At 61.1% G+C, this 19,630-nt stretch carries 19 protein-coding genes; 8 read left to right on the top strand and 11 right to left on the bottom strand.

Features of this window, described 5'->3' with window-relative positions; all coding sequences use genetic code 11:
* The first annotated feature begins 6 nt into the window (after positions 1-6).
* Entirely contained in the window at positions 7-2,784 is a 2,778-nt protein-coding gene (locus tag ISX84_RS06805) for a [protein-PII] uridylyltransferase (RefSeq protein ID WP_195819600.1), read from the top strand.
* Positions 2,781-4,334, top strand: coding sequence for a murein biosynthesis integral membrane protein MurJ (murJ, locus tag ISX84_RS06800; protein WP_195819599.1), 1,554 nt, complete (start codon positions 2,781-2,783; stop codon positions 4,332-4,334). The genes ISX84_RS06805 and murJ overlap by 4 nt, the downstream gene beginning before the upstream one ends.
* On the opposite strand, the gene ISX84_RS06795 is transcribed toward murJ, so the two are convergent.
* A complete protein-coding gene (locus tag ISX84_RS06795) occupies positions 4,335-5,021 on the bottom strand; it encodes a rhomboid family intramembrane serine protease (protein ID WP_195819598.1) in 687 nt (228 codons plus the stop codon).
* Positions 5,022-5,098: 77 nt separating this feature from the next.
* On the opposite strand from ISX84_RS06795, the gene trpS reads away from it, so the two are divergent.
* Positions 5,099-6,115, top strand: a complete 1,017-nt coding sequence (gene trpS / locus ISX84_RS06790; protein WP_195819597.1) for a tryptophan--tRNA ligase — start codon at positions 5,099-5,101, stop codon at positions 6,113-6,115.
* Between the two features lie 24 nt (positions 6,116-6,139).
* Here the strand turns inward: trpS and ISX84_RS06785 are convergent, their stop codons facing one another.
* Entirely contained in the window at positions 6,140-6,652 is a 513-nt protein-coding gene (locus tag ISX84_RS06785; RefSeq protein ID WP_195819596.1) for a hypothetical protein, read from the bottom strand.
* Positions 6,653-6,845: 193 nt separating this feature from the next.
* Here ISX84_RS06785 and ISX84_RS06780 point away from each other — a divergent pair, with 193 nt between their 5' ends.
* The 4 genes from ISX84_RS06780 to ISX84_RS06765 all read left to right on the top strand — a co-directional run bounded on the left by ISX84_RS06780 (position 6,846) and on the right by ISX84_RS06765 (position 9,836).
* Positions 6,846-7,325, top strand: coding sequence for a VOC family protein (locus tag ISX84_RS06780; protein WP_195819595.1), 480 nt, complete (start codon positions 6,846-6,848; stop codon positions 7,323-7,325).
* A 96-nt stretch (positions 7,326-7,421) separates the two neighbouring features.
* A complete protein-coding gene (locus ISX84_RS06775; RefSeq protein WP_195819594.1) occupies positions 7,422-8,522 on the top strand; it encodes a class II histone deacetylase in 1,101 nt (366 codons plus the stop codon).
* Positions 8,523-8,541: 19 nt separating this feature from the next.
* The gene (locus ISX84_RS06770) at positions 8,542-9,120 is read left to right on the top strand and encodes a nitroreductase family protein (RefSeq protein WP_195819593.1); all 579 of its coding nucleotides are present in this window, start codon (positions 8,542-8,544) and stop codon (positions 9,118-9,120) included.
* Positions 9,117-9,836, top strand: a complete 720-nt coding sequence (locus tag ISX84_RS06765; RefSeq protein ID WP_195819592.1) for an EI24 domain-containing protein — start codon at positions 9,117-9,119, stop codon at positions 9,834-9,836. Before ISX84_RS06770 ends, ISX84_RS06765 begins: the two co-directional genes overlap by 4 nt.
* Here ISX84_RS06765 and ISX84_RS06760 read toward each other — a convergent pair.
* Positions 9,790-10,086: a DUF1467 family protein gene (locus ISX84_RS06760; protein WP_195819591.1), complete on the bottom strand. Its 297-nt coding sequence runs from the start codon at positions 10,084-10,086 to the stop codon at positions 9,790-9,792. The two genes, ISX84_RS06765 and ISX84_RS06760, sit on opposite strands and share 47 nt — an antisense overlap.
* Before the next feature lie 6 nt (positions 10,087-10,092).
* Entirely contained in the window at positions 10,093-10,497 is a 405-nt protein-coding gene (gene mce, locus ISX84_RS06755) for a methylmalonyl-CoA epimerase (RefSeq protein WP_195819590.1), read from the bottom strand.
* Positions 10,498-10,651: 154 nt separating this feature from the next.
* On the opposite strand from mce, the gene ISX84_RS06750 reads away from it, so the two are divergent.
* Positions 10,652-11,371 carry a response regulator gene (locus ISX84_RS06750; RefSeq protein WP_195819589.1) on the top strand — a complete coding sequence of 240 codons (720 nt, stop codon included), beginning with the start codon at positions 10,652-10,654 and terminating at the stop codon, positions 11,369-11,371.
* Positions 11,372-11,378: 7 nt separating this feature from the next.
* Here ISX84_RS06750 and ISX84_RS06745 read toward each other — a convergent pair whose 3' ends face one another.
* The 7 genes from ISX84_RS06745 to ISX84_RS06715 form a co-directional block, all read right to left on the bottom strand.
* A complete protein-coding gene (locus ISX84_RS06745; protein WP_195819588.1) occupies positions 11,379-12,104 on the bottom strand; it encodes a GNAT family N-acetyltransferase in 726 nt (241 codons plus the stop codon).
* A gap of 51 nt (positions 12,105-12,155) precedes the next feature.
* The gene (gene aspS / locus ISX84_RS06740) at positions 12,156-13,931 is read right to left on the bottom strand and encodes an aspartate--tRNA ligase (RefSeq protein ID WP_195819587.1); all 1,776 of its coding nucleotides are present in this window, start codon (positions 13,929-13,931) and stop codon (positions 12,156-12,158) included.
* Positions 13,932-14,057: 126 nt separating this feature from the next.
* Positions 14,058-14,927 carry a glycosyltransferase family 2 protein gene (locus tag ISX84_RS06735; RefSeq protein ID WP_195819586.1) on the bottom strand — a complete coding sequence of 290 codons (870 nt, stop codon included), beginning with the start codon at positions 14,925-14,927 and terminating at the stop codon, positions 14,058-14,060.
* Positions 14,928-15,005: 78 nt separating this feature from the next.
* Positions 15,006-15,731, bottom strand: coding sequence for a GntR family transcriptional regulator (locus tag ISX84_RS06730; protein WP_195819585.1), 726 nt, complete (start codon positions 15,729-15,731; stop codon positions 15,006-15,008).
* Positions 15,732-15,797: 66 nt separating this feature from the next.
* A complete protein-coding gene (locus tag ISX84_RS06725) occupies positions 15,798-17,213 on the bottom strand; it encodes a tetratricopeptide repeat protein (RefSeq protein ID WP_229884165.1) in 1,416 nt (471 codons plus the stop codon).
* Positions 17,214-17,341: 128 nt separating this feature from the next.
* Positions 17,342-18,562 carry a 3-sulfinopropanoyl-CoA desulfinase gene (acdA, locus tag ISX84_RS06720; RefSeq protein ID WP_195819584.1) on the bottom strand — a complete coding sequence of 407 codons (1,221 nt, stop codon included), beginning with the start codon at positions 18,560-18,562 and terminating at the stop codon, positions 17,342-17,344.
* A 110-nt stretch (positions 18,563-18,672) separates the two neighbouring features.
* Positions 18,673-19,521 (bottom strand): LysR family transcriptional regulator, encoded by an 849-nt coding sequence (locus ISX84_RS06715; RefSeq protein WP_195819583.1) that lies wholly within the window; start codon positions 19,519-19,521, stop codon positions 18,673-18,675.
* Positions 19,522-19,630 lie beyond the last annotated feature (109 nt).

Raw genomic sequence — 19,630 nt, 5'->3', positions numbered from 1 at the left:
AGGCTCATGTCCCTTCCAGTTCAGCAGATCGATGCACCTCCGGTGGAGGGGTTAATCTGTGCTCCCGACCTGATCTTTCACAGGGCATCCTTCCATGACGAGCTGACGTCTGCTCTTGCCGGGCAAACCACCCCCGGTGATATCCGTACGGCCGCCGTGGACCTGTTGCGCGCCCGCCAGAAAGAGGGGCGCGCTTGCATCGCGGCGGCCTTCGCCGAACGCCCCTTTGACGCCCGTCCGATGACACGCGCCTATACCTACCTCACCGACCAACTGGTGACATCCGCCCTCCACGTGGCCCGCGAGGTGCTGCACCCCAAACCCAACCCGACGGCCAGCGAACACCTCGCGGTGATTGCGGTCGGGGGGTACGGGCGCGGGGAAATGGCGCCCTTTTCGGACGTCGATCTGCTGTTTCTGACGCCCTACAAGATCACCGCCTGGGCGGAGAGCGTGATTGAATCCATGCTCTACATCCTGTGGGATCTGAAACTGAAGGTCGGCCATGCCAGCCGGACGGTCAAAGAATGTCTGCGTCTCGGCGCCGACGATTTCACCATCCGCACCGCGATGCTAGAACAACGCTATCTGGCGGGCGATCAGGCGCTGGCGGACACGCTGGCGCAACGGCTGCGCAAGGATCTTTTTGCCGGGTCCGAACGTGAATTCATCGAGGCCAAGCTGGCCGAACGCGAAAACCGTCATATCAAGCAGGGCCAGCGTTACGTCGTGGAGCCCAATGTGAAGGAGGGCAAGGGCGGGTTGCGCGACCTGCAATCGCTCTATTGGATCGCGAAATACGTTCATAACGTGCGGGACGTCGCCGATCTGGTGAACCTCGGTGTCTTCACCGAAGACGAATTGCGCGGTTTTGCGGCTGCGGAGGATTTCCTCTGGGCGGTGCGTGGGCATCTGCACCTGTTGTCGAAACGTGCCTCTGAACAGCTGACCTTTGACATGCAGGTGCAGGTGGCCGATGCGATGGGATACGAGGACACCAGGGGCCGCCGCGCGGTTGAGGTGTTCATGCAGCACTATTTTCTGCATGCCACGGAAGTGGGCGATCTGACCCGCATCTTCCTGACCAAACTGGAAGCCGACCACGTCAAGGCGGAGCCCATTCTGGAGCGGATTTTCAGGCGGCGCCCCCGGGTCAAAGCCAACTACATGGTGGTCAACAACCGCATCGCGATCAAAGATGACACTGTCTTTCTCTCCGACAAACTGAACCTGCTGCGCCTCTTCGAGGAAGCACTGCGCACAGGCATGCTGATCCACCCAGATGCCATGCGTCTTATCAAATCCAACCTGCATCTCATCGACGATGAGGTGCGGACCGCTCCCGAGGCACAGCGGATTTTCTTTGATCTGTTGTTGAAACACGGCAACCCGGAACGTGCGCTCAGACGGATGAACGAGTTGGGGGTGCTCGGGGCCTTTGTCCCCGAGTTCGAACCGATCGTCGCGTTGATGCAATTCAACATGTATCACAGCTACACCGTGGATGAGCACATCATCCAATGCATCAAGAACCTGGCGCAGATCGAGCGGGGTGAGCTGGAGGAAGACCTGCCGGTCGCCTCCTCGATCCTAAAACGCGGCGTGGACCGCAAGGTGCTCTATACCGCGCTGCTGATCCACGACATCGGCAAGGGGCGGTCCGAGGACCATTCCATTCTCGGCGCGCAGATGGCGCGCAAGATCGCCCCGCGCCTTGGCCTGAACAAGGCCGACACCGATACGGTAGAGTGGCTGGTGCGCTATCATCTGCTGATGTCGGACATGGCACAGAAACGCGATATCGCCGATCCACGCACCGTGCGCGACTTTGCCAAGGCGGTGCAGACCGTCAAACGGCTTGATCTGCTTTGTGTGCTGACGGTCTGCGACATCCGTGGCGTGGGGCCGAATACCTGGAACAACTGGAAGGCCGTGCTGATCCGCGCCCTTTACCGCCAGACGCAACGGGCGCTGGAGACGGGGCTGGAAGACCTCAACCGCGAAAATCGGGGCACGGAGGCGAAACGCGCCCTGCGCGAGGCGCTCAGCGACTGGCCCCGCAAGGAACTGCAGGCAGAGACCGCGCGCCACTACGATCCCTACTGGCAGGCGCTGCATGTCACCGCCCACGTGGTCTTTGCCAAGATGCTGCGCGACATAAAAGACGGCGAGATTCTGATCGACCTGCACCCGGACGAAGACCGCGACGCCACCCGCGCCTGTTTCGTGATGGCCGATCATCCGGGCATCTTCGCCCGCCTCGCCGGGGCATTGGCGCTGGTGGGGGCGAATGTGGTCGATGCGCGCAGCTACACCACCAAGGACGGCATGGTCACCGACGCCTATTGGATCCAGGACGCGGAGGGGAACCCTTATGACGCCGCGCGCCTGCCCCGCCTGCGCCAGATGATCGAAAAGACCCTGCTGGGCAAGGTCGTGGCCCGCGATGCGCTGAAATCCCGCGACAAGGTCAAGAAACGCGAGCGCGCCTTCAAGGTGCCCACGCATATCACCTTCGACAACGAGGGGTCAGAGATCTACACGATCATTGAGGTGGACACGCGCGACCGCCCCGGGTTGCTTTATGATCTGGCGCGCACGCTGGCCACCGCCAATGTCTACATCGCCAATGCCGTCATCGCGACCTACGGCGAACAGGTGGTCGATACCTTCTACGTCAAGGATATGTTCGGGCTGAAATACTACGCGACCAGCAAACAGCGCACGCTTGAGAAGAAGCTGCGCCAGGCCATTGATGATGGCGTTGAAAGGGCGCGCGAGTGAAGCCCATCCGCCTGATGTCGGGCCTCTTCACCGTCGGTGGCTGGACATTGATGAGCCGCATCCTCGGCTTTGTCCGGGATGCAATGATCCTTGCCTTGCTGGGCACGGGGCCGCTCTACCAGGCCTATGTCGTTGCCTTCCGCCTGCCCAATATGTTTCGCCGTTTTTTTGCCGAAGGCGCGTTCAACATGGCGTTCGTGCCGATGTTCTCCAAACGGCTGGAAGGCGGGGAGGATCCGGACGGGTTTGCCTCCGACGCCTTTGCGGGTCTGGCCACGGTCCTGATCGGTCTGACGCTGGTGGCGATGGCGGCGATGCCCTGGCTGATCTATGCGCTGGCCTCCGGGTTTGCGGGTCAGGAACAGTTCGGCCTGTCTGTCGAATTTGGGCGCATCGCCTTTCCCTATGTGCTTTTCATCTCTCTCGCGGCCCTTCTGTCAGGCATGCTGAATGCCTCCGGACGCTTTGCAGCGGCAGCGGCGGCGCCCGTCCTGCTCAATGTTTTCCTGATCGGCGCCATGGCCGCTGCGGTCTGGTTGGGTGGCGACGTGGCGCGGGCCCTGATCTGGGCCATTCCGGTCGCGGGTGTCGCGCAATTCGTGCTGCTGTGGATCGCCGTGCGCAAAGCGGGCTTTGCCCTGAAACCACAACGGCCGCGCCTGACCCCGGCGATGCGCCGGTTGATCCGGGTTGCCATCCCGGCGGCTCTGGCGGGCGGCGTAGTGCAGGTCAACCTGTTGGTCGGTCAGCAGGTCGCCAGCTATTTCGATAAGGCCGTTGGGTGGCTTTTTGCGGCAGACAGGCTCTACCAGCTCCCGTTGGGTGTGGTGGGTATTGCCGTGGGGGTCGTGCTGCTGCCGGATCTGTCGCGCCGCCTGCAGGCCCGCGATGATACCGGCGCAAAATCCGCGCTCAGCCGGGCGGCGGAAATCTCGCTGGCCCTCACGATCCCCGCAGCAGTGGCCCTGATGATCATTCCCTTCCCGCTGGTCTCTGTCCTCTTTGAGCGCGGGGCTGCCACCGTGGACGATACCGCCGCCATCGCCGTGGCCGTGGCAATCTACGGGCTCGGGCTGCCCGCCTTTGTCCTGCAGAAAATCCTGCAGCCGCTGTTTTTTGCGCGCGAGGACACCCGGCGGCCCTTTCACTATGCGGTTGTGTCGATGGTGGTGAATGCGGCGCTGGCCATCGGGTTGGCCCCCGTGGTGGGCTGGATCGCACCCGCCATCGCCACGACAATTGCCGCCTGGGTGATGGTGGCCCTTTTAGGCACCGGGGCCAGAAGCTACGGCGATGTGGCGAAATTCGACACCCGTTTTCGCAGCCGCATCTGGCGCATGATCATCGCCTCGGCGGTCATGGGGGCCGCGCTGTGGTTCGCCAATGTGACCCTGAGCCCGTTCCTGGGTATCCCCTGGTGGCGGGCACTGGCGCTAATGGTGCTGATCGGGATCGGGATGATCACCTATTTTGGCACCGCCCACCTGATCGGCGCGATCCGGATCGGTGAAATTCGCCAGGCCCTGGGCCGATCACGCAGCGGCACTTGATCAGTCGCGGCGCAACGCCGCCAGCACCCGTGTGATCCCGCCGGGCACCAATGCTGCCGACGCCCCAAAGCCAAAGAAGAAGGCGGCAAGATCGGCAACCCAGCCATTGCCGACATCAAAGAAGATGCCCCAGACCAGTTGCAGCCCCATCAGCATCGCGATCAGGCTGAAGGCGCGCAGTTGTTCCTCTCCCTTTGCCGCAAGGCTCTGCCACATCACGAAGGAATAGCCGCCGATGAGGCCATAGACCGCTGGAAAGCCGCCAATCAGCCAATTGGGATCGTTGAGCAGCAGAGCGTAGACCAGCGCGCCGAAGATCGCACCGCCGAAAAACAGAACCAGCACCGCCAGTTGCCCCATCGTCTCGCCCACAAGCTTGCCAAGCGCCAGCAGCAGCACTGCCGCAAACAGCGCCGAGGTGAAGCCGGAATGCACGAAGGAATAGGTCAAGAACCGTTGCAGGTGCTCCGGCAACCAGCGGCCATTGGTGACCATCCAGTCGAAGATATCACCCGAAAACGCGTAAGTTTCCACCGATGCCAACCGCCATCCCACGGCCTCGGGCCCCCCGATCAGACCGCGCGCGCCGAGGCTGAACGCAACCTCCGGCAGGGCAATCGCCAGAAACAAGATCACCACCACGGGCGGCAAGGGATTGACCGGCGGGGCTTCTTTATGCTCGTGCATGGGCTCATTCCTTGACGCTGCTCTGACCCATGGGTAAGTCACCGCTGACTGCTTTTCCAGTGAGAACGGAGCCCGAAATGACCACCCCGACTTTTACGCCGCGTGTTTTTTCCGGCATTCAGCCATCGGGCGGGCTGACGCTGGGCAATTATCTTGGTGCGATCAAACGGTTTGTCAGCATGCAGGACGAGGCGTTCGAGACGATCTATTGCATGGTTGATCTGCACGCCATCACCGTCTGGCAGGACCCGGCGGACCTGCGCCGCAACACGCGCGAGCTTGCGGCAGGGTTCATCGCAAGTGGTATCAGCCCGGAGAAATCCATCCTGATCAACCAGAGCCAGGTGCCGGAGCACGCCCAACTGGCGTGGATTTTCAACTGCGTGGCGCGCATGGGCTGGATGAAACGGATGACCCAGTTCAAGGACAAGGCTGGCAAGAATGCCGAAGCCGCATCGCTGGGCCTTTTCGGCTACCCGACCCTGATGGCCGCCGACATCCTGATCTATCATGCAACCCATGTGCCCGTGGGCGAGGATCAGAAACAGCATCTGGAACTGACCCGCGACATTGCCGCCAAGTTCAATCACGACTACGGCGTTGATTTCTTTCCACTGACCGAACCGGTGATCGAAGGGGCCGCGACCCGGGTGATGTCGTTACGCGACGGGTCCAAGAAGATGTCCAAATCGGACCCTTCGGATGCATCGCGGATCAATATGACCGATGACGCCGACACCCTTGCCAAGAAGATCCGCAAGGCCAAAACCGATCCGGATGCGCTGCCCTCCGAAGCGGCCGGGCTTGCCGACCGGCCCGAGGCGCGCAATCTGGTCAACATTTACGCCGCGTTGAATGACCAATCGGTGGAAGAGGTGCTTCGGGAGGTCGGCGGCCAGCAATTCGGCACGTTCAAACCGCTTCTGGCGGAACTGGCCGTTACCAAACTCTCGCCGATTTCAGAAGAAATGGCCCGGTTGATGGCCGACCCGTCGGAGATCGACCGTATCCTGTCCCGCGGCGCAGGCCAGGCGCGGGAGATTACCGCGCCCATTCTGGAAAAAACCTATGAGATTGTCGGGATGGTGCGCTAGCTCCGCAGGGAGCTAGCGCAGATCTCAAAAGACCGACGCCTTGCGCAGTGCTTCTGACCGCATGAACCATGCATGCGTCTGTTCCGCGTCTGCGCGTTTCAGGATGCGTTTGGCGCGAGAGATGGCCCGACGTCCAAAAACATAGCACGAGACGCTGAACGCAAAGAATGCGTAGGCCCCGGCGGTAAAAACCACGCCCAATGCGGCAACATCGGACGTTGTGAACAGGCTTTCCCAGAAAAGAATCGCCGCGATGAGCGCGGACATGATGCTCCCCAGCGTCACAGCCCAGATTCTGCGCAGCCCAAAGACAGATCTGAGGGCATGGACAGGGTTTTCTTCGCCCCGAAAATTGTGGATCAGGTATCCTGCGACCATCCCCGCCAGCCCGCAGAAAACCACAAAGAGTTCTTTTGTGAACAGGATGGAGATGAGTACCGTCAGAATGGCGGCAAGTATGGCAACAACAGTACGTGGCGAAGCAATTATTCGTTGAACGATGTCTTGCGACATCAAGGAATTTGCGATGCGTGACATAGAGTTATCCTCCATAGATCGGCTTTAATTCTACCATAGGTGGCGGAATGAGTCTCATTTTTCAACCACTAAGAGGCGGAAATCTGCCGATACCAAATGCCATGGCCTGCACAGGTGCTGCGCAAATGCGCAGCTAGCGCAGGAAACTGGCACCTCATACATTTATCACTACAAACGAACCTGGAGCCGTATTATGAAAAATCAAGTCGCAGCCTGCATCGGACATGTGCATCTGAAGGTCGCCGATCTGGACCGTGCGATCGCTTTTTATCGCGATATTCTCGGGTTTGACCTGATGCAAAGATATGGCGATGCCGCGGCTTTTCTGGGCGCGGGCGGCTATCACCACCACATCGGGCTGAACACCTGGCACAGCAAGGATGGCACGCCTCCGCCGGATGGGCACACGGGCCTTTACCACGCGGCTTTTCTTTACCCGGACCGGAAAGCTCTGGCGCAGGTGCTGAAGCGGGTGACGGATGCGGGCATCTCTCTGCAGGGGGCCGCGGATCACGGTGTGAGCGAAGCCGTCTATCTCAACGATCCTGATGGCAACGGTGTGGAACTCTACCGCGATCGCCCGCCCGAGGATTGGCCCCGCGATGCGCAGGGGAATCTCGCCATGGTCAACGCACCGCTCGACGTGCCGGCCCTGCTTGCCGAAGCCGTCTGAGACAGATGTCGAAACCGCAAAACAAATGCCGGGCCGCATGGACAATCCGACGCCGCTCGGCCACTTTTGCGGCGACATAGGCAATCGGATTTGGATATGGCGACCGGTTTTTTCTGGGACGAGAAGTGTTTCTGGCACGCAGGCGGCAGCTATGCGTTCACGTTGCCCATCGGGGGCCACGTGCAGCCCCTTGCCGCCGGGGGATTGCCCGAAAGCCCGGAGACCAAGCGTCGTTTGAAAAACCTGATGGATGTTACCGGTCTGTCGCAAGAGCTGGACATGCGCACCGCCCCCGAAGCCACGCGCGAGATGCTGTTGCGGGTGCACCCGCAAAGCTATCTCGATGCTTTCAAGGAGATGTCGGACGCCGGTGGGGGCGAGTTGGGCCGTCGCACGCCCTTTGCGTCGGGCGGCTATGAGATCGCGGCCCTGTCCGCCGGGCTCGCCGTGGCCGCAGTGGATGCCGTTCTGACAGGCGCTGTCGAAAACGCCTATGCGCTGTCGCGCCCGCCCGGTCACCACTGCTTGCCCGATTTTCCCAATGGTTTCTGCCTTTTGGCCAATATCGCCATCGCCATTGAAGAGGCGCAATCCAAAGGCATGGCGAAACGCGTTGTTGTGCTGGACTGGGACGTGCACCACGGCAATGGCACCGAAGCGATCTATTATGACCGCGACGATGTGCTGACCATTTCGCTGCACCAGGAAGGCAACTACCCGCTCGATACAGGTGCTTTCGCAGATCGTGGACGTGGCGCAGGTGAGGGCTACAACCTCAACCTGCCGCTTCCCGCTGGCACCGGGCACACGGCCTATCTGCATGCGATGGACACAATCATCTTGCCGCAGATCGAGGCCTTCAACCCCGATCTGATCATCGTCGCCTGTGGCTTCGATGCCGCCGCGATTGATCCTTTGGCACGCATGCTGGCCACGGCGCAGACCTTCCGTGAGATGACGTTGAAGATAAAAGATGCGGCCCATCGGCTCTGTGACGGGCGCTTGGTACTGGTGCACGAGGGCGGGTATTCCGAGGTGTACGTGCCCTTCTGCGGCCATGCCACGCTGGAGGCCTTGTCTGGCAGCCGTATTACTGCCCCTGATCCGCTCGCCGAGGCGTTGGACGTGCGTCAGCCCGGCCCGCGTTTCGACGCCTTCCTCAAAGGCGAGATTGACCATTTCGCGCAACAGCTCTGAGCACGGGACACTCTTCACCATGCCTGTACCAAACCCGGATGCCTTCGACTTTCTGACCACCCGCCGGTCCCGCCCAGCCAAGACGCTGGCCATGCCCGTACCGTCAGCGGAGGAGCTGATGCCGCTGCTGATGGCCGCCGCACGGACGCCCGACCACGGCAAGCTGGAACCCTGGCGCTTTATCGTGATCGAAAAACCCGCCATGGCGCGTTTGGCCGATGTGGCGCAGCGGCGGGGTGAGGCTCTGGGCTTGCCCAGCGACCAGATCGACAAGGGACGCGGCCAGTTCGATCAAGGCCATCTGGCGGTGGCGGTGATCGAAGTGCAAAGACCCTCCGAGAAAATCCCGGCTCTGGAGCAGACCTATTCCGCAGGATGTGTCTGTCTGGCGCTGCTGAATGCCGCGCTCGCCTCCGGCTGGGGGGCCAACTGGCTGAGCGGCTGGCCCAGTCATGACCGCGGTTTCATGCAGGACGCGTTGGGATTAGCGGATCACGAGCGCATCGCGGGGTTCGTACACATCGGCACCGAAACCTCGGCACCGCCGGATCGGCCCCGTCCGGATCTTCACGCCATCACGACGTGGGTGCGCATATGATCCTCACCGCCTTTTTCGCCGCACTTGGGCAGATGACCGACCCGCGCTTTCGCCGCGTCCTGCTGTTGGGCGTGGCCCTGACCCTTGCCCTGCTCATCGCCGCCTCCACCGGGTTTGTCTGGTTGCTGGGCAATCTGGTCGGGGATCAGACGACCCTGCCGTTCATCGGCGAAGTGACCTGGCTGAACGATCTGGTCAGCTGGGGGTCGGCCCTGCTGCTGGCGGTGTTGTCGGTCTTCCTGATGATCCCGGTGGCCTCGGCCATCACCTCGATGTTTCTCGATACTGTTGCGCAGGCGGTCGAAGATGAACATTACCCGCATCTTCCGGCGCCGATGCCTGTGCCCTTCGTCGATGCGCTGCGCGATACGGTGAATTTTCTCGGCGTGCTGATTGCCGCGAATATCCTGGCGCTGCTGCTTTATATCGTACTGATCGCCACCGTGGCACTGGCGCCCGCAGCACCCTTTGTTTTCTGGGGGTTGAACGGGTTCCTGCTGGGCCGGGAATACTTCACTCTGGCCGCAATACGCCGGGTGGGCCGGGCGGAGGCAAAACTGCTCAGATCACGCCACACGGGCACGATCTGGATTGCGGGCGTTCTGATGGCGATCCCGTTGACCATCCCGATCTTGAACCTGATCATTCCAATTCTGGGCGCCGCAACCTTTACCCATCTGTTCCACTTGCTGGCACCGCAGGCGCCCCGCGATTGAACCAGTCGAGATCGCGTACGGTGATGACCTCGAAAAGGATGATGAATGTGATCACCGCCCAGAGCACGAGGCTGATCGCCGTGGTGATCCATGCTTTCTTTTTCAGGTTGTGAACCTCGGGCGCGCCGGCATGGGTACCCGGCACGATCTTTCCCAGATCGCCTTGGGTCTTCACCCGGATCGGCAAGACGATGAGGAAGGTCATCGACCAGATCACCGCAAAGAGAACAAGTGCTGATGTAATGCCCATGGGGTGTCAGACCTGCTCCAGTTCGACAAGGCAACCGTTGAAATCCTTGGGATGCAGGAACAGCACTGGTTTGCCGTGGGCACCGATCTTTGGCTCGCCCGTGCCCAGCACCCGTGCACCCGTCTTCAGAAGGTGGTCGCGCGCGCTCAGAATATCGTCCACCTCGTAGCAGACGTGATGGATACCGCCCGCCGGGTTCTTGTCCAGAAAGCCCTGGATGGGGCTGTTCTCCCCGAGCGGATAGAGCAATTCGATCTTGGTGTTCGGCAGTTCGATGAAGATGACGGTCACGCCGTGGTCGGGCTCATCCTGCGGCGCGCCGACATTGGCCCCCAGGGCCGTGCGATACTGATCTGCCGCCGCGTCAAGGTCTGGAACGGCAATGGCAACGTGGTTGAGACGACCAATCATGTGAACTCTCCGCTGTAAAGGCACTGGCCCGCTTATGCGGGGAGGTCGTCGCGGATGCAAGGGACGCACCGCCGCAGGCCCAGGGGGCATTAACGTGCTGTTAGCCATATGTGCGTCATGTTGAGTCGAAACCCGAGTCACCCCGGAGGCGATCATGGATAAAACCGACCCCTTTGCAGCGACGATCCCCGCACCCACGGCGTCCCGGCCTTTGCTGGGTTTGACCGTTCTGGTGATCGAGGACAGTCGATTTGCCTGTGAAGCGATGCGGCTTTTATGCCTGCGCAGCGGGGCGCGGATCCGGCGGGCGGACTGTCTGCGCTCGGCGCGGCGACATCTGCAGGTCTACCGCCCCTCCGTCGTGATTGTCGATCTTGGCCTGCCCGATGGCAACGGTGTCGATCTGATCACTGAGTTGACCCAGACGGAGCCACGCGTTGACGTTGTCTTGGGAACATCCGGTGACCCGGATGGAGAAGAGCAGGCGCTTGCCGCAGGTGCGGACGGATTTCTGGAGAAACCGATCAACTCGCTTGCCGCCTTTCAGCAGGCAGTCCTGTCCAATCTGCCTGCCGATCGCCAGCCAACTGGCTTGCGGGAACTGCCGGACGAGATCATTCACCCTGATCGCATGGCGTTTCAGGACGACATGGCTCATATCGCCGATGTGCTCGAAGATCCGCCGGACGATGGGTCGCTTGACTATGTCGCGCAGTTTCTCGGTGGCGTCGCGCGGTCGGCTAGAGACCGGGGCCTCGAAAAAGCCGCAGCCGCACTGGCCAGCAAGCGGGCCGCCGGTGAATCGACAAGCATGGAAACAGCCGAGATCGCAGGCCTGATCCAGCAGCGTCTCACCCAGAAATTGGCGATCTAGGCAAGGATCAGAATGCGGGGTCGCTGGCGACGCGCACCAATTGGGTGAGATCCCCCAACCGCTCCACTTGCCGACCCTCCGCGTCGAAATTCCTCGGATCGAGCCAGGCCTCAAAGGCCGTTTTCAACGCAGGCCATTCGCTGTCGATCATCGCAAACCACGCGGTGTCACGATTGCGACCCTTGGAAATCATCGCCTGCCGGAAGACCCCCTCGAAACTGAACCCATACCGCTGTGCGGCCCTGCGCGAGCCCAGGTTCAGCGCATTGCACTTCCACTCAAACCGCCGATATCCGTTTGAAAAAACCCAACCCATCATCAAGAAGATGGCCTCGGTCGCCGCGCGGGTACGTTGCAGCGCCGGGCTGAGATTTATATGTCCCACCTCGATTGAACCGTTTGCCGGATCAATCCGCAGGAAGCTTGCGACACCTTCCCAATCGCCTGTCTCCAGGTTTCGGATTGCGTAGAACAGGTGGCTTTGGTCCTGCACCGTCTCACGCACCCAGCGATGATAGAGGGCTGAGGACGAAAACGGCCCATACCCCAGATAGTCCCACACATGGTCCTGACCTTCATAGGCCTGGTACAAAAGGGCCGCGTGTCGATCCGCATCCAGCGCTTCAAGCGCCGCATAGCGGCCCTGCAATGGCACGCCATCAGGCACAGGCGGCGGCGTCCAATCGAGAACGGGCGTGCCCAGTTCGGGAGATGGTGTTTCTGTCAAACTCATGCGCAGAGGTTAGAGCGCGGCATTCGGGGAGCCAAGCCCCGTTTGCGCTGCCTACTCCTGCGGAATGACACGCAGCCCCAGTTCCATCAGCTGATCGCTGGTCGGGTCGGATGGAGCTGCCATCATCAGGTCTTCGGCCCGCTGGTTCATCGGGAACAGGATCACTTCGCGAATGTTGTTTTCTTCCGCCAGCAGCATCACGATCCGGTCAATGCCCGCCGCGCAGCCACCGTGCGGGGGCGCGCCATATTGGAACGCATTGACCATTCCGCCAAAACGCTTGCGCACCTCGTCCTCGCCGTATCCCGCGATCTCGAACGCCTTGAACATGATCTCGGGCTTGTGGTTCCGGATCGCACCCGACACCAGCTCGTAGCCGTTGCAGGCCAGATCATATTGGTACCCCAGCACGTCGAGCGGATCGCCTTCAAGCGCCGCCATCCCACCTTGCGGCATGGAAAAGGGGTTGTGCTCGAAATCGACCTTGCCGGTCTCTTCGTCCTTCTCGTAAATCGGGAAATCCACGATCCAGGCAAAGGCAAAGCGGTTTTCATCCGTCAGCCCAAGCTCCGACCCGATCACGTTGCGCGCCTTGCCGGCAATGGTCTCAAAAGCCTTGGGCTTGCCGCCGAGGAAGAAGGCTGCATCGCCGACCTCCAGACTCAACTGCTGGCGGATCGCCTCGGTGCGTTCCGGGCCGATGTTCTTGGCCAGCGGCCCTGCGGCCTCCATGCCGTTGCCCTGATCCCGCCAGAAGATATACCCCATCCCCGGCAAGCCTTCTTTTTGTGCGAAGGCATTCATGCGGTCACAGAATTTGCGGCTGCCGCCACTCGGTGCCGGAATTGCGCGAATTTCCGTGCCCTCCTGCTCCAGCAGCTTGGCAAAGATGGCAAATCCCGATCCGGCGAAGTGTTCGGACACCACCTGCATCTTGATCGGGTTGCGCAGGTCCGGCTTGTCGCTGCCGTACCAGAGCGCTGCGTCCTTGTAGGAAATCTGTGGCCAGTCCTGATCGACCGACTTACCGCCGCCGAACTCCTCGAAGATACCGGTGAGCACCGGCTGGATCGTGTCGAACACATCCTGCTGTTCGACGAAACTCATTTCGAGGTCGAGCTGGTAGAAATCGGTGGGCGACCGGTCGGCCCGCGGGTCTTCGTCGCGGAAACAGGGCGCGATCTGGAAATACTTGTCGAAGCCCGAGACCATCAGCAGCTGCTTGAACTGCTGGGGTGCCTGCGGCAGCGCGTAGAACTTGCCCGGATGCAGGCGCGACGGTACGAGAAAGTCGCGCGCGCCTTCGGGGCTGGAGGCGGTGATGATCGGGGTTTGATACTCGCGGAACCCGCTGTCCCACATGCGGCGGCGGATCGAGGAGACGACGTCCGAGCGCAGTGCCATATTCGCCTGCATCTTTTCGCGCCGCAGATCGAGGTAGCGGTACCGCAGGCGTGTCTCCTCGGGGTACTCCTGATCGCCGAAGACCTGCAACGGCAGTTCAGCGGCAGCCCCCAGCACTTCGATATCGCGCACGTAGACCTCAATCGCCCCGGTGGGGATCTTGGCATTCACCAGCGATGCATCGCGGGCCTTGACCTCGCCATCGACGCGAATGCACCATTCCGCGCGCACTTTCTCGACCTCGGCAAAAACAGCGCTGTCGGGGTCACAAAGCACCTGCGTCATGCCGTAGTGGTCGCGCAGGTCGATGAACAACACCCCGCCGTGATCTCGCACGCGATGCACCCAGCCCGACAGGCGAACTTTTTCGCCCACGTTGTCAGCGGTCAGGGCGGCGCAGGAATGGCTGCGATAGGCATGCATAAGGGGATTCCTTCGGGGTCAATTTTCGCGCCAGATACACCGTTTGCGCACCGGGAAGTCAAGGCGTCAGGCCAAGAACCTCCGAGAGGCAGAGTACGGTGGCAATAGCGGTGGGCTCTGTGGCGGTCACGGCATGTAGTCGCCATCGATGTAGCGCTGCATGTCAAAGCGCCGCGTGCCTTTCAGATAGGCCAGCGCCTGAGCGCGTTTGCGCGCCGAAAGCAAGGTCAGTGGTGACAGTAGTTTGGCAATCGCCCGCAGCGCTGCTCGGGCGCGCGGCATCGAGACACCGTGGCGGCGTTCGACATAGATGCGGGACTGCGCGATGAAATAAGCCTTGAGCGCCGCGCCGGAAATGGCGTTGCCGGAGGATTTGCCGCCCAGGTGGGTGACGGTGGCGCCATGTTCGATCCGCAATGTCCAGCCCGCCTGCCGCATCCGGTACACCAGATCGTCATCCTCGTGATAAAGGAATATCCGCTCGTCAAAGCCGCCTACTTCGTCAAAGGCTGCTTGACGGCAGAAAAGCGCAGCCCCTGTCAGGATATTCACCTCGACACTGTCCTTGTTGCCGGGTTCGGCATAGCGACGGTCGGTAAACTCCGCCCGCGAAATCAGCGCCGAGCGGCGGTTCAGCCGGATCGCCCCTTTTCCGTTCAGGATCGCCGGGTTCATCGCCCCCGCCTTTGGATGCCGATCCGCCGCTTCGATCAGCAGGTCACAGCAGTCCGACGTGAGCGTGGAATCCGGGTTGCAGAAAAAAACAAAGTCTTTTTCATTGCCTTCAGCACCGCGATTGCAGGCCGCCCCAAACCCAAGGTTCCGGTCCAGCGCGATAACCCGCGCGCCATGATCCGCCGCAATCTCGCGCGAAGCGTCCCGGCTGCTGTTGTCCACCACAACAACTTCGATGCCCGGCGGCACACTGGCAAGAAAATCGCCGATCACCTCCGCACTATTGTAGGAGACGGTCACAATTCGAAGACGGTTGTGCATGGGGACCTGAAAGAAATGAGGAATTGGGAACGCTCACACTACCGGGAAACCAAAGCCAATGCCAGCCCCGCCGCGGCGTCAGAGCGCCCGCAGGCGATGACGTTCCAGAAGATCGACCAGCATTTCACGGGCCTGCTGGCGATGCGCCCGGTGTGCTGCCCGCGCCATATCCGCATCCCCCTGTTCGATGGCCTGATAGACCCGGCGATGGGCTTCGTTTGACTTGAGCGGCATGGGCCGCATGAACAGCGTCGTGGTGCGTGCCCGCCGGACTTGATCCCGCATCATGCTGACAATCATCTCGATACGGCGATTGCGCCCCAGGCGCACCAGCTCGGCGTGAAACCGGTCGTCCGCCGCCGCCCAACGTTCCAGATCTTCGGCCATGACGGCCACTTCCATGTCCTCGATGGCGCGCGCCAGATCTTCAAGGTCATGCGGAGCATAGCCCTTTTGCGCGGCCTGTTCAGCAGCGAGGCTTTCCAGCTCTGTCAGCACGTCGTAAATCTCGCGCATATCCTCCGGCGACACCGGCAGGATGCGGACACCCTTGCGCGGTTTCAACTCCAGCAGCCCCTGCCCTTCGAGCATCAGAACGGCTTCGCGCACCGGTGTGCGCGACATGTCCAGCATCGCGGCAAGTTCGGATTCGAGGTGATTGGAACCTGCCGCCAGTTGTCCGGTGAAAATCATGTCGCGCAGTTCATGCAGCGCGCGTTGGACGTTGGATTGCGGTTTGGAAGATGTCTCGTTCAAGGGCGTTCCGATGCGAAGGCTGGGCAGCCGCAGCCGCCCGTCACTCATCAAGAGGCCCCAAAGTCCGCAGCATTGCAAGGTATGGGCGCAAAAACGCTGCGTATTCGTGGCGGATCAAGCCGCGATCAGAGACTGCGCCTTGGCCGTGGCGCGATCCGCCTGCCCCTGATCCCCCAGGCCTTTGAAAGCACGGGCCACCGCGCGCCAGTTCTGCGCCGAGGTCGGTTTGATTCCCGTCCGCTCATTTGCCAGTGCCAGTGCCAGATCGAACTGACGTGCGCGCAATGCGGCCTCCAGGAGCGTCCAGCCGATGATGTCGCGCTGCGCGTAACTTCCCCCCAACCGGTGGGTCATGTAGCGGATGGGCAACAGCCGGTCGACGCAGCCTGCGTAGTTCTCTTTCTTGAAATCCTGCATGGCCAGACAGAAAGGCAGGCCAATCTCGCGCGTCATGGCGACATTGGCGTCCGAGGCGTTTTCCAGATACCGCTCGTTCGCGGACAAAAGCGCTTTTTGCGCGTCTTCGCGACCGTCTGAGACGAAGGTCAGCATCGCATGCACATCGTTGAAAGCATAAAGCGTGTCTTGCGCCGCAGGCTCCCATTTATTCGCCAGATGGGTCCAGCGGTCCCCGCCATCCTGCCCCACGAGGTTCATGCGCCACAGCAAAGCTGCCGCATCCAGCTCCTCATACTTGTGGCCATCCTTGTTCCGGGAATCGAGGTGTGTATCGAAGATATCGTAGACCTGATCGTATTGTTCGAGGTCGAGGTGATAGAGACCGGTGTGCCACCAGAGGTGATTGGCAAAATTCGACGTCCCCCACATGCCCGCGTGGTCGCGCATGAAGCGGATACCACCGGCCTGCCGCCCGCGCATTTCCATCACATGGCTGACGGTATGCACGGCGTATGGATTATCCGGACGGATCGCCAAGGCCTGACGCGCCAGTTCTTCGGCGCGGGCGAAATCGCGGTTCTCCTCCAGACCAAAGGAATAGAACCCCAGCACGAATTCATAGCCGGGAATGCTCTCGTCCCACAGGTTGAACACCCGTGCGACCACATCGCGCTGCCCCGGTACGTCACCCAGCAACACCATCGTGTAGTGGATCAACTCCAGCGCCAGCAGGTCCATCGGGTAGCGCGTCAGCACCGCTTCCCATTTCTGCACAGCGCCAAAGAAATCGCCGTGTACCCAGGCCTTGATCGCCTCGTGGTGGCCTAATTCCCGCTCGTTGCAGCCCGGCAACAAGCGTTCGGACTGGGCAAGGCACTGCAGCATCGTGTCGTAGACCCGGGTTTCCATCGCCTGCGTCAGCCACCCCGCCTTGAAAAGCCAGCCCATGATGAAGTCAGGATGCTCCGCCAGAACGGCGTCAATCTCCGCATCGGCATCCCCGCGGAAGGAGAGTGACATCAGGATCGCGCGCTCCAGCCCGTCAATGGCGCCCCGGTCGCGATAGGACACGGGAACGCCTCTGATATCCGTAAAGGGCATCGCAGATTTCAAAGCGGTATCGGCACACATCCTGGGTCATCCTTTGCGGCAGCGGCACGGGGTTACAGACCCCTTCTATCGCAAATTTTCCAAGGATCGATAGTCTCACGAAAATTCTATCTGGCGTTAACAGCGGTTTGTCGCGCCCCGCCGAAATCCTAACCGCCTGGACGCGCCTCAACCGTGTATCCGTCCCGCGTCTGCGGGGTTTTCATATCGAGCACCCGGCCCGCGATCAGATTGCGCAGCATCTGGGCGGTTCCCCCGCCAATCGTGAACATCCGCGCATCCCGGACCAAACGTTCAACCGGGTTGTTACGGGAATACCCACCGGCACCGTGCAACTGCAACGCGTCGTTGGTGACCTTCACAGCCATTTCCGAAGCAAAGACCTTCGCCTGTGCGGCAAGCAATGGATCAGGAAAACCAGAGGCCTGAACCTCAGCACTTTTTGCCGCGCGCCAGATCATCATGCGCGCGGCGTCGATCTGTGTGGCCATGTCGGCCAGCATCCATTGCAGGCCCTGGAATTCTGCAATCGGGCGGCCAAATTGTTCGCGGGTCTTGACGTGGCTGCAAGCGGCATCAAACGCGGCCTGCGCGAGGCCAAGCGCCACCGTGGCCGCGCCGACACGCTGGGCGTTATAGGCGTCCATCAAACCGGCAAAGCCCCGTTCGATCCCCTCTGGCGGCGTGATCAGACGGTCGGCTGGCAGGTGCAGATTGTTGAACCGAATAGCCGTCTCCGGGATGCCACGCAGGCCCATCGTGGGTTCACGTGCCCCAATCTCCAGACCAGGCTCATCCAGATAAGCGATGAATCCGCCGATTCCTTTGAACGCGCCGTCTTCGATCACGCGCGCGAAAATCAGGTGCAGCCGGGAAACGCCCCCGCCGGTGATCCAGTGCTTGGTGCCGTTCATCACCCAGCCATCGCCCGTCCGCTCTGCCGTTGTGCGCATCTCAGTTGCGGCACTGCCTGCCTGTGGCTCGGTGATGCAGATGGCGGGTTTGTCGCCCGCCAGCACGTGTTGCGCCGCGATCTCGCGCTGCGCTTGTGTACCGTAGGCGAGGATCGCTCCAACGGCGCCCATGTTGCCTTCAACCGCGATCCGCCCGGAGACGCCACAGCACCGCGCGAACTCCTCGACCACCAGCACGATGTCGAAACAGCTCAACCCGAGGCCCCCGAGGTCTTCTGGCACGCACATGCCCATGAACCCGGCATCTGTCATCCGCCGGACAACCTCTTGTGGGTATTGCTCTGTCGCGTCGGTCTGCGCAGCCAGCGGAAGGGCAACGTCGCGCGCCAGATCCCTTGCGCGCGACTGCAACGCAATCTGGGCCTCATTGAGAAAGAAGGAGGGAGGGTCCTGCATCTGCCGATCAAACATGAGAGCGCCTTTGACTGTGGATAGACGCAGTCTAGTTCATGATGATCTCAAAACATATCGAGATATTCTTGCTTTTTTCATGAGTTTTTCTGGCGCTAAAGTGCAGCTAAAAACGTCGCGATCAGTGGATCATGCGGAGGATCGCCCAAGAGCAATGCCCCGACGTCACGTGCAAACGGCGGATCACCAAAGGAGACCGAGCGCAACCCGGGCCAGATCCCATTGCTGCCCCGGCAGACCGGCACAATCGACACCCCCAACCCTTCACGCACCATGGATTCGATGGCGTCCAGTGAATCGATTTCCATGATTGCGGTGACGGCGATATTCCGTTTGTTCAAATGCGCCTCTATCGCGCTGCCCGCCCATGTTTTGCGGTTGAACCAGATAAAGGGCAGAGACGAGAGCAGCGTTTTTTCGCCACCCACCGCTTCTGCAGGCGCGATAACGACCAGCGGCTCATGCGCGATGTGATGCCAATCCAACCCCTCGATAGGCGTTGGGGGCTTCGTGCAGATTGCGATGTCGAGAGCACCTTGCTGCAATCGCCCGGCCAATTGATCGGAACTGCCACTGTGCACATCAATGGAAAGATCGGGGTGCTGCAGGCGCAGTTCCGCAAGCGCGGGCGGCAGGAAGCTGCTCAACACAGTCGGGACCGCCCCGACACGCAACCGGCCCCGGATCATCTGCCCCATGACCACATCTTCGGTCGCGTCGAAAAGCTTGATCACCTTGCGGGCATGATCTGCCAGCGCGCGTGCTTTGCCCGTCGGTGCGGGCGGGCGCACGACACGGTCAAACAGAAGAACGCCCAACTCCTCTTCCAACGCCTTGACCTGCAAGCTGATCGCGGAGTGAGAGCGGCCAATAGCGTCGCCAGCAGCCGCAAACGATCCTTCGTCTATCACCGCGATCAGGATACGCATTTGCTGGATGTTCATGGAAAGGGCCGGGGTTCAGAGGGAGGCGCCACGCGCTGAGTATCGCGCAAAGCCTAGTCGATCCTCACAGGCAGGTCCATCTTGCGACCGCCCATCCGAGACGAGGGGC

This window comes from Roseobacter sp. MH60115, from assembly GCF_015644665.1.
Classification (GTDB): Bacteria; Pseudomonadota; Alphaproteobacteria; order Rhodobacterales; family Rhodobacteraceae; genus Roseobacter.
This window is presented reverse-complemented; position numbering and strand designations above follow the sequence as displayed.

What these genes read in the sequence shown, in the direction of transcription:
- ISX84_RS06805 (WP_195819600.1), top strand. Translation starts at nt 7, where the DNA reads ATGTCCCTTCCAGTTCAGCAGATCGATGCACCTCCGGTGGAGGGGTTA.
- ISX84_RS06795 (WP_195819598.1), bottom strand. Translation starts at nt 5,021, where the DNA reads ATGCACGAGCATAAAGAAGCCCCGCCGGTCAATCCCTTGCCGCCCGTG.
- trpS (WP_195819597.1), top strand. Translation starts at nt 5,099, where the DNA reads ATGACCACCCCGACTTTTACGCCGCGTGTTTTTTCCGGCATTCAGCCA.
- ISX84_RS06785 (WP_195819596.1), bottom strand. Translation starts at nt 6,652, where the DNA reads ATGTCACGCATCGCAAATTCCTTGATGTCGCAAGACATCGTTCAACGA.
- ISX84_RS06780 (WP_195819595.1), top strand. Translation starts at nt 6,846, where the DNA reads ATGAAAAATCAAGTCGCAGCCTGCATCGGACATGTGCATCTGAAGGTC.
- ISX84_RS06775 (WP_195819594.1), top strand. Translation starts at nt 7,422, where the DNA reads ATGGCGACCGGTTTTTTCTGGGACGAGAAGTGTTTCTGGCACGCAGGC.
- ISX84_RS06770 (WP_195819593.1), top strand. Translation starts at nt 8,542, where the DNA reads ATGCCTGTACCAAACCCGGATGCCTTCGACTTTCTGACCACCCGCCGG.
- ISX84_RS06765 (WP_195819592.1), top strand. Translation starts at nt 9,117, where the DNA reads ATGATCCTCACCGCCTTTTTCGCCGCACTTGGGCAGATGACCGACCCG.
- ISX84_RS06760 (WP_195819591.1), bottom strand. Translation starts at nt 10,086, where the DNA reads ATGGGCATTACATCAGCACTTGTTCTCTTTGCGGTGATCTGGTCGATG.
- mce (WP_195819590.1), bottom strand. Translation starts at nt 10,497, where the DNA reads ATGATTGGTCGTCTCAACCACGTTGCCATTGCCGTTCCAGACCTTGAC.
- ISX84_RS06750 (WP_195819589.1), top strand. Translation starts at nt 10,652, where the DNA reads ATGGATAAAACCGACCCCTTTGCAGCGACGATCCCCGCACCCACGGCG.
- ISX84_RS06745 (WP_195819588.1), bottom strand. Translation starts at nt 12,104, where the DNA reads ATGAGTTTGACAGAAACACCATCTCCCGAACTGGGCACGCCCGTTCTC.
- aspS (WP_195819587.1), bottom strand. Translation starts at nt 13,931, where the DNA reads ATGCATGCCTATCGCAGCCATTCCTGCGCCGCCCTGACCGCTGACAAC.
- ISX84_RS06735 (WP_195819586.1), bottom strand. Translation starts at nt 14,927, where the DNA reads ATGCACAACCGTCTTCGAATTGTGACCGTCTCCTACAATAGTGCGGAG.
- ISX84_RS06730 (WP_195819585.1), bottom strand. Translation starts at nt 15,731, where the DNA reads ATGAGTGACGGGCGGCTGCGGCTGCCCAGCCTTCGCATCGGAACGCCC.
- ISX84_RS06725 (WP_229884165.1), bottom strand. Translation starts at nt 17,213, where the DNA reads ATGTGTGCCGATACCGCTTTGAAATCTGCGATGCCCTTTACGGATATC.
- acdA (WP_195819584.1), bottom strand. Translation starts at nt 18,562, where the DNA reads ATGCAGGACCCTCCCTCCTTCTTTCTCAATGAGGCCCAGATTGCGTTG.
- ISX84_RS06715 (WP_195819583.1), bottom strand. Translation starts at nt 19,521, where the DNA reads ATGAACATCCAGCAAATGCGTATCCTGATCGCGGTGATAGACGAAGGA.